This is a genomic window from Larkinella sp. (assembly GCF_965227735.1).
Lineage (GTDB): Bacteria > Bacteroidota > Bacteroidia > Cytophagales > Spirosomataceae > Larkinella.
In genome coordinates, this window is record NZ_OZ245776.1 from 1,441,078 (window position 1) to 1,456,705 (window position 15,628).

The 15,628-nt window shown below is 52.5% G+C and carries 10 protein-coding genes; 4 read left to right on the forward strand and 6 right to left on the reverse strand.

What is annotated here, in order from left to right; translation table 11 throughout:
• Positions 1–97 precede the first annotated feature (97 nt).
• The 3 genes from thrA to ACO064_RS05745 all read left to right on the forward strand — a co-directional run bounded on the left by thrA (position 98) and on the right by ACO064_RS05745 (position 5,264).
• Positions 98–2,560, forward strand: coding sequence for a bifunctional aspartate kinase/homoserine dehydrogenase I (thrA, locus tag ACO064_RS05735; RefSeq protein ID WP_421826441.1), 2,463 nt, complete (start codon positions 98–100; stop codon positions 2,558–2,560).
• A gap of 69 nt (positions 2,561–2,629) precedes the next feature.
• A complete protein-coding gene (locus ACO064_RS05740; protein WP_421826442.1) occupies positions 2,630–3,559 on the forward strand; it encodes a homoserine kinase in 930 nt (309 codons plus the stop codon).
• 193 nt (positions 3,560–3,752) lie between these two features.
• Complete coding sequence (locus ACO064_RS05745; RefSeq protein ID WP_421826443.1) at positions 3,753–5,264, forward strand: capsule assembly Wzi family protein; 1,512 nt, start codon at positions 3,753–3,755, stop codon at positions 5,262–5,264.
• 91 nt (positions 5,265–5,355) lie between these two features.
• Here ACO064_RS05745 and ACO064_RS05750 read toward each other — a convergent pair whose 3' ends face one another.
• The 3 genes from ACO064_RS05750 to tsaE all read right to left on the reverse strand — a co-directional run bounded on the left by ACO064_RS05750 (position 5,356) and on the right by tsaE (position 7,609).
• Entirely contained in the window at positions 5,356–5,763 is a 408-nt protein-coding gene (locus tag ACO064_RS05750) for a hypothetical protein (RefSeq protein ID WP_114409096.1), read from the reverse strand.
• 109 nt (positions 5,764–5,872) lie between these two features.
• Positions 5,873–7,084: an alanine dehydrogenase gene (locus tag ACO064_RS05755; protein WP_421826444.1), complete on the reverse strand. Its 1,212-nt coding sequence runs from the start codon at positions 7,082–7,084 to the stop codon at positions 5,873–5,875.
• A gap of 114 nt (positions 7,085–7,198) precedes the next feature.
• On the reverse strand, positions 7,199–7,609 hold the full coding sequence (tsaE, locus tag ACO064_RS05760) for a tRNA (adenosine(37)-N6)-threonylcarbamoyltransferase complex ATPase subunit type 1 TsaE (RefSeq protein WP_421826445.1): 411 nt from the start codon (positions 7,607–7,609) through the stop codon (positions 7,199–7,201).
• Positions 7,610–7,775: 166 nt separating this feature from the next.
• On the opposite strand from tsaE, the gene ACO064_RS05765 reads away from it, so the two are divergent.
• Positions 7,776–8,807 carry an oxidoreductase gene (locus ACO064_RS05765; RefSeq protein ID WP_421826446.1) on the forward strand — a complete coding sequence of 344 codons (1,032 nt, stop codon included), beginning with the start codon at positions 7,776–7,778 and terminating at the stop codon, positions 8,805–8,807.
• A gap of 311 nt (positions 8,808–9,118) precedes the next feature.
• Here the strand turns inward: ACO064_RS05765 and ACO064_RS05770 are convergent, their stop codons facing one another.
• The 3 genes from ACO064_RS05770 to ACO064_RS05780 all read right to left on the reverse strand — a co-directional run bounded on the left by ACO064_RS05770 (position 9,119) and on the right by ACO064_RS05780 (position 15,627).
• Positions 9,119–10,876, reverse strand: a complete 1,758-nt coding sequence (locus tag ACO064_RS05770) for a phospho-sugar mutase (RefSeq protein WP_421826447.1) — start codon at positions 10,874–10,876, stop codon at positions 9,119–9,121.
• A 121-nt stretch (positions 10,877–10,997) separates the two neighbouring features.
• A complete protein-coding gene (locus ACO064_RS05775) occupies positions 10,998–12,431 on the reverse strand; it encodes a TolC family protein (RefSeq protein ID WP_421826448.1) in 1,434 nt (477 codons plus the stop codon).
• Positions 12,421–15,627, reverse strand: a complete 3,207-nt coding sequence (locus tag ACO064_RS05780; protein ID WP_421826449.1) for an efflux RND transporter permease subunit — start codon at positions 15,625–15,627, stop codon at positions 12,421–12,423. The genes ACO064_RS05775 and ACO064_RS05780 overlap by 11 nt, the downstream gene beginning before the upstream one ends.
• Position 15,628: the final 1 nt, after the last annotated feature.

The following is a 15,628-nucleotide window of genomic DNA, read 5'->3' on the forward strand; positions in this document are numbered from 1 at the left end:
CTATATTTGCGCTCCTTTTCTCTTCATCACCAAGACAGCATCCGAATTGTTGATTCACTACGACCAACAATTCAATAATTCAATAATTTCCCACTGTATGAACGTATTGAAATTTGGCGGAACGTCGGTAAAGTCCGTTGAGAATATTAAAAAAGTCATTGCCATCATTCTTAACCACCGCCAGAACGGGGATACCATCGGAGCCGTCGTGTTGTCGGCCATGAGCGGGGTCACCAACCAGTTGATTGAAATCGGCCGGATGGCCGCCACCAATAACCCCGATTACCTGGAGTTGATTCGGGGCATCGAAGACCGCCATTTCAACGTCATCAAGGGATTAATTCCGATTAAAGAACAAAGTAAGGTGTTCGGCAAAGTCCGGGGCACGGTCAACGAACTGGAGGATCTGCTGCGGGGCGTGTCGCTCATCCGTGAATTATCAGACCGGACGATGGATCTGGTGATGAGCTTCGGCGAACGGCTTTCGTGCCTGGTCATCAGCGAATGCCTGAAAAGCAAGGGCGTTCCGGCCCGGTTTTGCGACGCCCGCGAACTCATCAAAACCGACGCCCAGTTCAGCATGGCCGAGGTGGATGAAACGACGACCAACCAGTTGATTCGGGAGTATTTTTCAACCATTGGAACCGATCTGCCGATTGTCACCGGTTTTATCGGTTCTACGGCCCACAACGAAACCACCACGCTGGGCCGGGGCGGTTCCGATTATACGGCGTCGATTCTGGGCGCTGCCCTGAACGCCGACTTCATCGACATCTGGACCGACGTCGACGGCATGATGACCGCCGACCCGCGCAAGGTTCCGAATGCGTTCAACATTCCGACCATTACCTACGCGGAAGCGATGGAACTGAGCCACTTTGGGGCCAAAGTGATTTATCCGCCCACGCTGCAACCGGCATTTTCCAGAAACATCCCGATCCGGATTCTGAATACCTTCAACGCCAGTCATGAAGGCACGGTGATCAGCCGTACCGCCGACCGGCGTGATTTTACGATTACCGGTATTTCGTCCATCGACGACATTGTGCTGGTCAACATCCAGGGTAGCGGGATGATCGGCGTCGCCGGGGTTTCGGCCAAGCTGTTCAGCACGCTGGCACATTATAAAATCAGTGTCATTCTGATTTCGCAGGCATCGTCGGAACACTCCATCTGTTTTGCCATCGAACCCCGCAACGCCGAGCGCGTCCGCGACATTCTGGAAGCGGAATTTGCGACCGAAATTGCCCACGGTCACGTCGACAACATCGGCATTGAAAAAGACCTGTCGATCATTGCCACGGTGGGCGAAGGCATGAAAAAGAGTTCGGGGATTGCCGGGAAGCTTTTCTCGGTTTTGGGCAAAAACGGGGTCAACATCATTGCCATTGCGCAGGGGTCGTCGGAAATCAACATTTCGGTGGTGATCAACAAAAACAACCTCTCGAAAGCGCTCAATGCGATGCACAACGTCTTTTTCCAGTCCGAAGCCCGGATTCTCAACCTCTATCTGGTGGGGGCGGGCTTGATTGGCCGCACGTTGCTGCAACAGATCGAATCCCAATACGAATTTCTGCGAAACGAAAAGCTGCTCCGGATTTGCCTCGTCGGCGTGTCGAACACGAAGAAAATGCTGCTCGACCCCAAAGGCATCGACCTGACCAACTGGCAGGACCGGCTGGCCAATGAAGGTGTAACGACTTCACTACCAGCCTTTGTCGAGAAACTGAAAGATTACAACCTGCCCAACAGTGTGTTCATCGACTGCACGGCGGATAAAGACATTCCATTATTTTACGAACCGTTGCTCAACGCCAACGTGTCGATTGTCACCCCGAACAAAGTAGCCAATTCCGGGCCATATGCCGAATACAAGCGGTTGCAACGGGCGGCCGTTCGGCGGGGTGTCAAATTCCTGTATGAAACCAACGTAGGCGCGGGATTGCCGATCATCAACACCTTGCAGGGACTGATGACGTCGGGCGATCGGTTTCTGAAAATCGAAGCCATTTTATCCGGGACTTTATCCTATATTTTCAACAATTTCAAACCCGGCGTCTCCTTTGCCACCATTGTGAGAGAAGCCAAGGAAAAAGGATTCACCGAGCCCGATCCGCGCGAAGACCTGAGTGGTATGGACGTAGGGCGAAAAATCCTGATTCTGGCCCGCGAAGCCGGTTTTGAACTGGAACCGTCCGACGTAACGATCAACAACCTGTTGCCCGAAAGCTGCATCACAGCGCCGAGCATTCCGGCGTTTTTCGAGGAGTTGGAGCAAAATCATGCGTATTTTGACAACTTGCTGCTGGGAGCGGAAGGTCGCAACGAAAAACTGCGGTATGTCGCCACGTTTGAAAATGGGAAAGTGACCATCGAACTGCGGTCGGTCGGTTTCGACCATCCGTTTTATTCGCTGTCGGGTGCCGACAACATCATCTCGTTTACAACAGAGCGGTACAAAGAACGCCCGCTGGTGATCAAAGGCCCCGGTGCGGGCGCGGAAGTGACGGCCACGGGTGTGTTTGCAGACGTGGTCAGCATCGGAAGTTACCTGGCGTGAACCACACGCCCATAGAATTTGTATAGATAGACAAAAGATTGGGATTGCCGTGGCAATTCCGTACAGACTGTGGATTCAATAAAAGTATTTGCCCCTGCGACCGTCGCGAATGTTGCCTGCGGTTTTGACATTTTCGGTTTTGCCGTCGATAGTCCCGGCGACGAAATCATTGTTCGGAAAAGCAATTTGCCGGGCGTCCGAATTAAAGCCATCGTTGGCGATGAAGGCCGGTTGCCGAAAGAGGCCGAACGCAACACCGCCGGTATTGCCATTCAGACCTACCTGAAACACATCGAATCGGACCAGGGGCTGGAACTGATTCTGCATAAAAAAATGCCGCTTGGCAGCGGTTTAGGTTCCAGCGCGGCCAGTGCCGTTGCGGGCGTGTTTGCCATCAATGAGTTGCTGGGCCGTCCGCTCAAACAAATCGACCTCCTCCCTTTTGCCATGGAGGGCGAGCGTCTGGCCTGTGGTTCGGCCCACGCCGACAATGTAGCACCGTCGCTGATGGGCGGTTTTGTGGTCATCCGGAGCTACAACCCACTGGATATCATCACCATCAGCACCCCGGCGCAGCTCTTCGCCACCATCGTTCACCCCGAGATCGAAGTCAACACGAAAGACGCCCGGCACATTCTGAAAAATGAGGTGTCGATGAAAAACACCATCATCCAGATGGGCAACGTCGCCGGACTGATTGCCGGATTGATGAAACCTGACTACGATCTGATTGGCCGCTCGATGGTCGATGTGATTATCGAACCGATCCGCGCCATCCTCATCCCCGAATTCACCGAAGTAAAACAGGCCGCACTTGATGCCGGTGCCCTCGGTTGCAGCATTTCCGGCTCCGGCCCGTCCATGTTTGCCCTGAGTCGCGACCAGCCTACGGCGTTGCGGGTCGGCAACAGTATGCAGGCCGCTTTCCAGTCCGTCGGAATCGGAAGTGAATTGTATGTTTCCGGAATCAATCAGGAAGGGCCAAAGGTGCTTGGATAATTGCAAAACTGGAACAATATTTGCATATACAACCTTTATCACTTCAGGTCATCCGTCCGGGGCAATCACCGTTGAAGTCCTTCGATCCGTGATCCGGTTCAACCCCTAAGCAGGGTTAACGGATCAGTCGTTGCGATGACTTTCCTGTCGCCTGTAGTGCTCAATGAAACGTGGAATCTATTTTCAATGAGACATGATAAGAGCGCTACTCCTGACTCTTTTTCTTCCGCTTTTTGCCTTCAGCCAGCCCGTTATCGAAACCCGGCCCAGGCATTTTTTTGCCGAAATGGGCGGTTTTTATGCCTCCTCCAAACAAACTCCATTCTGGCTGCGAACCAATCAATATGGCATCGTTCCCACCACCCTGCCGTATGCAACCCTTCGGGCGGGCATCCGGCAGGATTACCGGTATTCGCCCCTGACCGATATTACCGCTCCCCTCCGGCGGGATCATTTTGGCATTGGTTACGGTTTTGAAGTAGTTTCTAATTTTGATGCTCAAACAAAAAACAAAACACTAATTCCTGAAGCGTACGTTAAAATTCGCGCCGGAGCTTTTGAAATCATGGCAGGACGACGTCGCGAAGTAGTCGGTTTGGTCGATTCAACGCTCAGTTCGGGTTCGTATAGCTGGTCGGGGAACGCCCTGCCCCTGCCCAAAATCCAGATTAGCCTGCCCAACTACACGCCCATCGGCTTTACCAAAGGGCTGCTTTCATTCCGGGGCAATTTCGCCCACGGCTGGTTTGGTAGCCAGCGCAAGGTTCAGCATTATTTTCTGCACCAGAAATCGTTCTACGGACGGCTGGGAAAACCGCGCTGGCCCGTTAAACTCTACGCCGGTTTCAACCACCAGGCTCAATGGGGGGGCGTTACCGATCAATTGCCGGAATCCATTGTCAAAAATGGTCATTTTCCTGCCAGCCTGCAGGACTATCTTTTCGTGACGGTGGGCAACAGCCTCGGTCGCCTGTCGGATGTCGACACGACCCAATACAGCAAGTTCGACCGGGAAAACCGGGTTGGCAACCACCTGGGTACCATTGATATAGGAATAGAATTCAGCTCGCGCCGAACATCTGTTTTGCTCTATCACCAGAGTGTCTACGAAGACGGTTCGCTTTATTACCTGACGAACCTCGAAGATGGCCTGACGGGCATCCGGTTTCGAAATCTGAAACCGGCCTCATTCGGCCTGCGGATAACCGGTGCCGTTGTGGAGTTATTGTACACAAAAAGCCAGGGCGGGGGTGTATTTGACGATGGCAACAAATTTCGGGGGAAAGACAATTACTTCAATCACACGCAGTACCAGGACGGCTGGTCGTATTTTGGCCGTGGCATCGGCACACCTTTCATCACGCCGGTAACCGACACCCGCCCCAACCTGTCTCCCTACGGTTTTTTCAGCAACAACCGCGTTCGGGTGTATCACACTGGTATTCAAGGAAATTTCGCCCGGAACTGCCAGTTTCAGTTCAAATTTTCCTACAGCGAAAACTACGGCACCTACGATTTTCCGTTTCCTGAAACCCTCCGGCAGTTTTCGTCCGTTATGTCACTCGATCTGCCGGTGAATCAGCGGGGGCTGCTGGTCACATTTTCCGCCGCCGCCGACCAGGGCGATTTGTTTGAAAACCGCAGTGGCGTCTACGCCGGCATTCGAAAAACGTGGGATTATTACACATACCGGGTGCGGAAGTAGTATACGGTTTTGCCCCGTTCCCCTAAAGGGGACTTGGACACGAAACCCTCCGGAGCTAAAAGTCCCCTTTAGGGGAACGGGGCAAAACCGACTAATCCTCCGGAAAAGGGATGAAGATAAAACCGGCAAAGTCGCCGTCGACAACGAAAAGACAGCAGTATTCGTCGGGATTTTTGTAACTCTCTTTGAATACATCCACCGACTCCTCCGCAACCAGTTTCCGCTGCACAAACTCATCGAGCAGCGACGCCCGGTAGCTCCACGCATTGGCCGCCAGTTCGTTCGGCCCGAGCAGCAACTGACCAATATCGACCGGCCGACGGGATACGACAAAAATGGGATTTTCGGTAAACCCGCGTTTCCGAATGACATACGACGCTTCACGCAGCGTTTCCGACACTTTCACAAAATCCGTCGAAACCGCACTCATCAGCTTCCGGTTGACATCCGGCGAATTGGCGTCGTCGAGCAGGAAATTTTCATTGCTATTGTTGATCATATTTTTACGGTTTATGGTTTACAGTTTTCGGTATACGGTATACGGTGGCTGACGCGAGAGAGTGAATGCGTCAGCCACCGTATACCGAAAACTGTAAACCGTAAACAATTTAAATTCTGGCCGCCAGCAACAGACTCAGGTCTTTGTAGCGCATATTGAATTTCTTGGCGATGTAGGCGTTGGTTAACAGACCGTTATGGCTGTAAACGCCCTTCATAAACCAGCGATTGGCAAACATCATTTCTTCAATTCCGCCGATGGTTCCGGTTTTCAGGAGAAAGGGCAGAAAAATGTTGCTTAGGGCCAGGCTGGCCGTATGAGCCACGCGCGAGGCAATGTTCGGCACACAATAATGAATGACGTTCTGGTATTTATACGTCGGCTCCTTGTGCGTCGTCATCTTGGACGTTTCAAAATTGCCACCCTGATCGATGGAGACGTCGATAATTACCGCGTCGAGTTTCATGCGCGAAACCATCTCCTGCGTCACCACAATCGGACTCAAACCGTCTTCCGCCCGCATGGCCCCAATCACCACGTCGGCCCGCTGAATGGCTTCCGAGAGCGTATCGGTTTCAATGATGGAGGTATAAATATGCTGTCCGATGGCATATTTCAGCCGCTGGAGTTTATAAATATGTTTGTCGAAAATCTTGATTTCGGCACCCAGCCCCAGCGCCGTCCGGGCTGCATATTCGGCCACGGTTCCGGCTCCGAGAATAACGACTTTGGTCGGTGGAACGCCCGTAATACCGCCCAGAATCACGCCCCGGCCGTTGTTGGCACTGCTCAGGTATTCACCCGCAATCAGCATGACGGTGCTGCCCGCAATCTCGCTCATCGCCCGGATGATCGGCATTCCGCCCACTTTATCCTCAATGTATTCGTAGCCCAGCGCGGTGATTTTTTTGCTGTTCAGCCGCTCGAAGTATTTCTTCTCGTGATTGGGCAGGTTGACCGCCGAAATAAGGGTGCTGCCGGTTTTGATGTAGTCAAACTCCTGCTCAACCAGCGGTTCCACCTTCAGAATCAGGTTTGCATCGTACACCTCTTTGGCCGACGGCATGATTTGCGCCCCGGCTTCGCTGTAGTCGTTATCGGAGAATTTTGCGCCCGCGCCCGCGCCTTTTTCGATAAGAACGTCGTGGCCGTGGCGCACCAGAATGGTGACCGCTTCGGGCGTCAGGGCAATCCGGTTTTCCTGTAGGGAGACCTCTTTGGGCATCCCAATCATGAGACTGCCCTTGTGCTTTTTAACAGCGGCAGGAGCTTCCTGCGGATAAAGTGCCGTTTGTTTTGCTAGTTGTTCAAACCCAGTCACTATAAACGGGATTTATGAATTATGAACTGCGAATGACGCGTTCCCCGGTGGAGATGGTTTCACCGAAAACCGCCCGAAAGCGTTGCGTCCGTTGTTCTTAATCCGTCATTTTTGTCAATTGGTTTCCAGTATTCGTTCGCCTTCTTCCACCCGGAGGTGAAGGGTCCAGGCGTCGGGGGGTAACAAACCGGCAATTCGTTCCGGCCACTCGATGAAACAGCGTTCTCCCGAGTCGATGTACTCTTCGAGGCCACTGTCCAGGGCTTCTTCTTCATTGCGAAGCCGGTAACAATCAAAATGATAGACCGGTTCACCTAAATTTGTAACGTACTCATTCACAATTGAAAAGGTTGGACTTTGAACTACGTTCACTACGCCCAGACGCCGACAGATCGCTTTAATCAAGGTCGTCTTGCCCGCTCCCATCTCCCCGTCGAACAGCCAGACCGAATGCGATCGCCCGGCGTCGATCAATTGTCCGGCAACATCGTCCAGTTCAGTAAGGCTTTGAAAGCGGAGAATCATTCTTTTTACTTAATTCCAATTTCAAAGATAATACTTTTCTTGGTCTCCTACAGGCCGTTATCGAGTGGGTAGGCCGCACAAATTTGACCGTTGGCTCAATTTATCCAGTTGACCTTCTGGACAAAATTAGTCATCTTCGGCCCTCAACTCTTGATTTGTCATTCATATGTCTCGTACTATTCAGGTTGGATTAATCGGTTTCGGACTATCGGGCCGGTATTTTCACGCGCCTTTCCTAACCGTTAACCCGCATTTCAAACTGGCCAAAGTGGTGGAACGTCACCGCAATGAAGCTGAAGCCTTCGACCCAAGCATCCAGACCGTCCGCAGTCACGAAGACTTGCTGGCCGATCCGGACATCGACCTCATCATTGTTGGCTCGCCCAACGACACCCACTTTTCGTATGCCAAAGCCGCCCTCGAAGCCGGAAAGCATGTATTGATTGAAAAACCGTTTGCCAACACCCTCGAACAGGCCCGCGAATTGCTGGAACTGGCGAAACAGAAAGGACTCGTCGCCATTCCGTACCAGAACCGGCGTTACGATGCCGACTTCCTGACCATTCAGCAGGTGCTGCGGGAAAATCAGTTGGGCGATGTCGTGGAATACGAATGCCGCTACGACCGCTATCGGCCGGACATTCTGGATAGCTGGAAAGAAAAAGACCCCGAAGGCGGTGGAAACCTCTTCAACCTGGGGCCGCACCTGATCGACCAGGCCGTAGCGCTCTTTGGCGTTCCACAAGCCGTTTCGGGCGATGTTCGCATCATTCGGAAAGGCGGTATTCTGGATGATTATTTTGACGTAAAGCTATTCTACGCTGACAAACGCGTCATTCTAAAATCGTCGATGCTGGCGGTCGATAACAGCCTGCGCTACATCATTCACGGCACCAAGGGGTCCTTTATCAAACACGGACTGGACATTCAGGAAGAAACCCAGCGCAAAAACATTCTACCCAACACCCCGGACTGGGGCGCCGAACCCGAAAGCCAGTACGGCACGCTCACCACCCCCAACGGCCGGTTTACGTTCCCGAGTCAGCCGGGCAATTACCACCATTTCTACGACAATCTGTACCGCGCCATTGTCGGCGAAATTCCACAGGAAGTAACCCCGGAACAAGCCCTCGCGGTCATGCGCATTATTGAGCTGGCGGGGGAAAGCAGCCGGACCAAAGCGGTTTTGGCATTTTGACGTACAGACCAACGAACTCTGACGTTTAGAAGCCTTTCGAAGGCCGGAGGCCTGTCCTGTCAATAGTCGACAGCCGATAGCAACTGGTGGTAGCTCCGGAGGAGCGGCCTGAAGATATTTTTAGACCGCTCCTCCGGAGCTACCACCAGTTGCTATCGGCTGCCGACTATTGACAGGCCGCCCTTCTAGGGCTCTCCCCGGTTAACTCAAACAGCTTGTCAGGAAAGGGATGCTCCGGGGGCCAGCATCCCTACGAAATTTTTGACCCACCTTTTCATCTATACCCCGGTTAAAACCGTTGGAACAACCGATCACTCCAGATTCAAATCCGTCATCACCGACTGAACTTTCTTTTTCAACTGGTCATACACCGCATCGAACTCTTCCTTGCTTTTCAGGGGTTCGTTGACGCTCACGTAGAACTTAATTTTCGGCTCCGTACCCGACGGGCGGGCCGATACTTTCGTGCCATCAGCAGTGAAAAACTGCAACACGTTTGACGACTCGATGCCCATCTTCCCGGCTTCAATGGCGTTTTTTTCACCGGTGGACAGATCGGTCCGTTCCAGACTCGCGTAGTCATCGACCCGCAAAACCGGTGAACCGGCAATCTGTTTCGGCGGATTGGCCCGGAAGTCGGCCATCATCTGCTGGATTTCTTCGGCCCCGGTTTTCCCTTTTTTGGTCAGCGAAATCAGCCCTTCGTAATAGAAGCCGAATTTCTGATACATTTCCATCAGCAAGTCGAACAGGCTCAGGCCTTTGTCTTTGGCATAAGCCGTCAGCTCGGCAATCATGGCGCAGGAAGCAATGGCGTCTTTATCCCGGACAAAATCACCGATCAGGTAGCCATAGCTCTCTTCACCCCCACCGATGAACTGCTGCTGGCCTTCGAGTTCGCGGATAATCTGGGCGATGTATTTAAAACCGGTCAGGGTATTGTAGCAAAAAACGCCGTATTGATCGCACATCTTGTCGATGAGGTCGGTCGTCACGATGGTTTTGGCCACAAACTCTTTGCCGGTCAGTTTGCCGTTGTCTTTCCAGGCCTGGAGCAAATAATAGATGATCAGGCTGGCCATCTGGTTGCCGTTCAGCAACTCAAACTGGCCGTGGTGGTTGCGGGCGCCCGAACCCACGCGGTCGGCATCGGGGTCGGTGGCCATGATCAAATCCGCATTGATGGCTTCGGCTTTTTCCAGGGCCAGCCGCATGGCGTCACGTTCTTCGGGGTTCGGCGATTTCACCGTCGGGAAGTTGCCATCCGGTTCGGCCTGCTCCTCCACGATGTTCACATTAGTAAAGCCCAGGGCTTTCAGGACGCGCGGAACCAGCGTAATCCCGGTGCCGTGGATGGGTGTAAAAACGATGTTCAGGTCTTTCTGCCGCGCAATTACATCCGGATTGATGGAATTCGATTTGATCCGTTCGACGTACACGCTGTCGATTTCTTCGTCGATCAGGTGAATTTTTTCAGGTACACCGTCAAATTTTACGTCGTCGATCGACGTGATTTTATTGACTTCGGTAATGATGTTTTTATCGTGGGGCGCCACCACCTGACCACCGTCGTTCCAGTAGGCTTTGTAGCCATTGTATTCCGGCGGGTTGTGCGAAGCCGTCACGACGATCCCGCTCTGACAACCGAGTTGGCGAATGGCAAACGACAGTTCCGGCGTGGGGCGCAGCGCGCTGAATAGAAACACTTCGATGCCGTTGGCCGAGAAAATATCCGCCACAATCCGGGCAAACTCCGGGCTCATCCGGCGGCTGTCGTGGGCAATCGCTACTTTAATGTCAATGTCGGGAAAAGCCGCATTCAGGTAATTCGCCAGTCCCTGCGTGGCCGCACCGACCGTGTAGCGGTTCATGCGGTTGGAACCCACGCCGATGACGCCCCGCAAACCGCCGGTACCAAATTCCAGGTTTTTATAGAACGAATCGGTCAGTTCGGTCGATTCGCCGTTGTCCAGCAATTTTTGAATTGCCGCTTTGGTTTCGGAGTCATAATTGCCGTTGAGCCAATGGTCGATGGTAGCCTGGGTTGCAGAATCAATTGCAGTTGTCATAAAAAATGAGTGTTTGAATCGGTTGCCAATTTACAGTTCTAAATGACGTAGTCAAATCCTTTTGGTAAAAGGTTTTAAAACCGTAAAATATTGGACAAAACAGGCCCGAAACAGACCTCCTTTACTTCCACCCGCCACCCAGGGCGCGGTATGCATTGACCATGGCGTTCATTTGCCGCATCCGCGTTTCAATCAGCTCCATTCTGGATTCCAGCACATCCCGTTGCGTCAGCAACACTTCCATATAATCGGCTCGGGCTGAGGTAAATAGACGAAGAGAAATGTTGGTCGACTGCGTCAGCGCCTGCACCTGGTTATTTTTGGTACTGTAACTTTTTTCCAGGTTATCGATGGCCGACAACTGATTGGCCACCTCGATGTAGGCATTCAGAACCGTTTTTTCGTACTGGTAAACCGCCTGAATCTGCTTTGCATTCGCATTTTTGTACATCGCCGTAATGGCATTCTTGTTGATGACCGGACCGACCAGATCCCCAATCAGCGACGCAATCAACGATTCCGGTGTATTCACCAGATAGATTGGATTGAAGGCCATCAGTCCCAGCGAAGCGGAAAGATGCAGCGAGGGATAGAAGTTGGCCCGGGCCACACTGACATCGAGTTTAGCGGCCTCCAGTTGGTGTTCAGCCTGTCTGATATCGGGCCGGTTTTCCAGCAGTTGTGTGGGAGCGCCCGCATACATTTTGGTTGGACTTAGCTCGTTGAAATTTACAGAGCTTCGCTGAATCCGCTGCGGAAACCGGCCCACGAGGAAATTAATCCGGTTTTCCGTTTCAACAATCTTCTGCTGAACGTCATACTGAAGATTCTGCGTTTTATACACCTCGGCCTCAAACCGGCGAACCGCCAGTTCGGTCACCTTGGCGGCTTCTTTCTCCTGCTTGATGATCGACAGGGCGTTGGTCAGAATATCGATGTTTCGCTTGATAATTTCCAACTGATTATCATACGCCATCAGCTCATAATACGAATTGGCGATCTCGGCCACCAGATTCGTCACCTGGAAATTCCGGCCTTCAATGGACGCCAGATAGTTGAAAACCGCTACTTTCCGGGCGTTCCGCAGTTTATGCCAGATATCGACTTCCCAACTCGCAAAGGCACCAACGTAGGTGTTTGGTAACACATCGGGGGTGTGCCGACCCGGTTTTATATCGGTTACGGCATCAGCCGCTCCCTGGCTGGTATAGCGGGAAACCTTTTCGACGCCGGAGCCACCGCCCACCGTGACGAATGGCAGATATTCCCCTTTGCGGGCCATGATTTCGTTGTTGGACACCGCAATTTCCTGAAGCGTAATGTTTAATTCCTGGTTGTTATACAGGGCCGTATCGATCAGAGCCGCCAGATTGGGGTCGGTAAAATACGCTTTCCAGCTTGTGTTTGCCGTGTTGGTCGTGTCCGACGCGTTATTGTAACGCGTCGGTACGGTTTTATTTTCGGCTTTCGGAACCAGGTGGGGAACGCTACAGCCGCTCGTGAACAGGGTAAGAACCGTTATTCCTACACAGGCTACTCGTTGTCTATTTCTCATTGATTTCACTTTCTTCAGGTTGTGGAAACTGGTCTACGGAATGGACGAATACGTCGGTCAGCGAATCTTCTTCTTCTCCTTTGATCAGCTTCCGGCCATCGGCCAGCTTGCCGAATATAAAGTACAGTCCGGGAATGATGATGACCCCGAAAATGGTTCCGAACAACATGCCACCCATCGCCGAGGCACCAATGGTCCGGTTTCCAATCGCTCCGGCACCGGTCGCGCTGATCAGCGGGATCAGGCCGGCCACAAAGGCAAAGGAGGTCATCAGAATCGGGCGGAAACGAACCCTGGCTCCTTCAATGGCTGCGTTCAGAATGGTTTCGCCCTGCTGCCGCTTCTGAACGGCAAATTCGACGATCAGTACGGCATTTTTACCCAGCAAACCAACCAGCATGATGAGCCCGATCTGGGCGTAGATGTTGTTTTCCAGCCCCATCAGTTTGAGCAGCAAAAACGAACCGAAAACCCCCACCGGCAGCGAGAATACCACGGCCAGCGGAATGATGAAACTTTCATACTGCGCGGCCAGCACAAAGTAGACGAAGGCCAACACGATCAGGAACACGTACAGCGACTCATTGCCCCGGCTCGCTTCGTCATAGGAAAGACCCTCAAAAGCAATGTCATACCCTCTGGGCAAGGTCTTGGCGGCCACCTCCCGGATGGCCTGAATGGCATCGGCAGTGGTGTAGCCGTTGGCCGGAAGACCCTGAATGGCGGCTGAATTGTACAGGTTAAACCGGGTAATTTCATTGGGTCCCTGCCCTTTTTTGAGCTTCATGAAGGCCGAGTAGGGCACCATTTCGCCTGCGTCGTTTTTGACAAAAAGCTTCAAAAGATCGGTTGGCAGCCGTCGGTATAACGGATCCGACTGCACATATACCTTGAAGAACTGGTTAAACTTGATAAATCCCTGCTCGTACGTACTCCCAATCATGATGTTGAGGTTGTCCATTGCTTTGCCAATCGACACGCCTTTTTGCATGGCCAGCTTGTTGTCGATCTCCAGTTCGTATTGCGGATAATTCGCGGCAAAGAAGGTGAACAAGCCGGTCAGTTCTTTCCGCTTGCCCAGGTTATCCATGAATTCCTTGTTGATCTTGTCAAATTCGCGGTAGTCCGTATCGGTGGTTTTGTCCAGTAAGCGCATGGAAAAACCGCCGGACGTACCGAAACCGGGGATGGCTGGTGGTTCAAAAAACTCGACCACGGCCCCAAGACCCCGCGTCTTCCCTTCCAGTTCTTCCATGATTTCCTTCACGTTTTTGTCGCGATCCGACCACGGTTTCAGGTTGATCAGACAGGTCCCGGCGTTGGAGCCACGTCCTTCGGTCATGATCTCGTAACCGGCCAGCGAAGACACCGATTCGATGCCCGGAACTTCTTCGCAAATTTTCTGAAGCCGCCGGGAAACCTCGTTGGTCTTTTCCAGCGTCGAACCGGGTGGCGTCTGGATAATCGCGTAAATCGTACTCTGGTCTTCGTTCGGAATAAAACCGGCGGGCAGAATTTTATTTACGTAGAGTATTCCAAAACAGAAGGCCAATAATACGCCCCAGGTAACCACCCTCCGGCTGACGATTGATTTTAACAGACCCACGTATCGCCCGGTCACTTTATCAAAGCCCCGGTTGAAACCGTCGAGGGCTTTGGTGAGCAGGTTTTTCTTCCGGGTATGTCCGTGGTGGTTTTTCAGCAACATGGCGCACAAAACCGGGGTGAGCGTCAGCGCGATCAGGGCCGAAATCACAATGGAACTGGCCATCGTGATGGAGAATTGCCGGTAAAACGTACCCACCGGACCCGACATGAAGGAGATGGGCAGGAAGACCGATACCATAACCGCTGTGATGGCGATAATCGCCCCGCTAATCTCACCAAGCACTTTCTTGACGGCGGCAAACGGGGATAGATGCGGCTCTTCTTCCATTTTGGCGTGAACCGCTTCCACCACCACAATCGCGTCATCCACCACAATACCGATGGCCAGCACGAGGGCGAAGAGCGTTATCAAGTTGATGGAAAGTCCAAACGCCTGAATTACAAAAAACGCCCCGATCAAAGAAACCGGAACGGCCAGGATCGGGATCAGGGTCGAACGCCAGTCACCCAGGAAGATGAAAACAACCAGCGCAACCAGAATAAACGCGTCGCGCAGCGTATCGATGACCTGCTCGATGGACGCGTCCAGAAAGTTAGACACATCATAGCTGATTTTATAATCCACGCCCGGAGGGAAGGATTCTTTCATGACGTCGAGTTTCTCTTTTACCTCCTCGATCACCTCACTGGCGTTGCTCCCGTAGTTTTGCCGCAACACAATGGCGGCCGAAGCTTTGCCATCCAGATTGGAGTAAATATCAAAGAACTCGCTTCCCAATTCCACCTTGGCGATGTCTTTCAGGTGGATGCTTTCACCGGCCGAATTGGCCCGGATAATAATGTCTTCGTATTCTTTGGGATCGCTATACCGCCCTTTATACGTAAGCACGTATTCCAGCGACTGGGCCGCAATACCGGAGCTTTGCCCAATCCGGCCCGGTCGGCCAATGATGCTCTGCTCCCCGATGGCCTCCATCACTTCTTCGGTGGAAATCTTGTAGGCCCGCATCCGGTCCGGATTGAGCCAAATGCGCATCGCATATCGCCGACTACCCAATATCTGCGCCCGGGCAACCCCCTTGGTTCGCTGGATTTCGGGGATCATTTTAACGGTCGCGTAGTTGAACAGGAATTTCTCGTCGATACTTTTATCCTTGGAATAGAGGTTGACGTACATCAACATACTGGGCTGAACCGGCGTAATAATAACCCCTTCCCGTTGAACCAGTTCGGGCAGAAGCGGCATCACCTGATCCACCCGGGTTTTCACCCGGATCACGGCGACGTTGGGGTCCGTCCCCGGTTCGAAAATAATCCGGAGGGTTGCTTCTCCGGCGCTGGTGGCATCGGTGGCGATATACCGCATATCCTGGACACCGTTGATGGCTTGTTCGAGCGTAATCAGCGTGGATTTCACCAACACATCAGCACTGGAACCGGGATATGCAATGAAGATATTGACGGTGGTGGGGGCAATGTCCGGAAATTGAGAAATCGGTAACTTCTCGATCGCCAGAATGCCGATGAAGACGATCATGATCGAAATCACGATCGCAAATACGGGTCTGCGGATGAATTGATTGAACATA

Excerpts from the sequence above, each read along its gene's own strand:
- thrA (WP_421826441.1), top strand. The coding sequence starts at position 98 with ATGAACGTATTGAAATTTGGCGGAACGTCGGTAAAGTCCGTTGAGAAT.
- ACO064_RS05745 (WP_421826443.1), top strand. The coding sequence starts at position 3,753 with ATGATAAGAGCGCTACTCCTGACTCTTTTTCTTCCGCTTTTTGCCTTC.
- ACO064_RS05750 (WP_114409096.1), bottom strand. The coding sequence starts at position 5,763 with ATGATCAACAATAGCAATGAAAATTTCCTGCTCGACGACGCCAATTCG.
- tsaE (WP_421826445.1), bottom strand. The coding sequence starts at position 7,609 with ATGATTCTCCGCTTTCAAAGCCTTACTGAACTGGACGATGTTGCCGGA.
- ACO064_RS05765 (WP_421826446.1), top strand. The coding sequence starts at position 7,776 with ATGTCTCGTACTATTCAGGTTGGATTAATCGGTTTCGGACTATCGGGC.
- ACO064_RS05770 (WP_421826447.1), bottom strand. The coding sequence starts at position 10,876 with ATGACAACTGCAATTGATTCTGCAACCCAGGCTACCATCGACCATTGG.
- ACO064_RS05775 (WP_421826448.1), bottom strand. The coding sequence starts at position 12,431 with ATGAGAAATAGACAACGAGTAGCCTGTGTAGGAATAACGGTTCTTACC.
- ACO064_RS05780 (WP_421826449.1), bottom strand. The coding sequence starts at position 15,627 with ATGTTCAATCAATTCATCCGCAGACCCGTATTTGCGATCGTGATTTCG.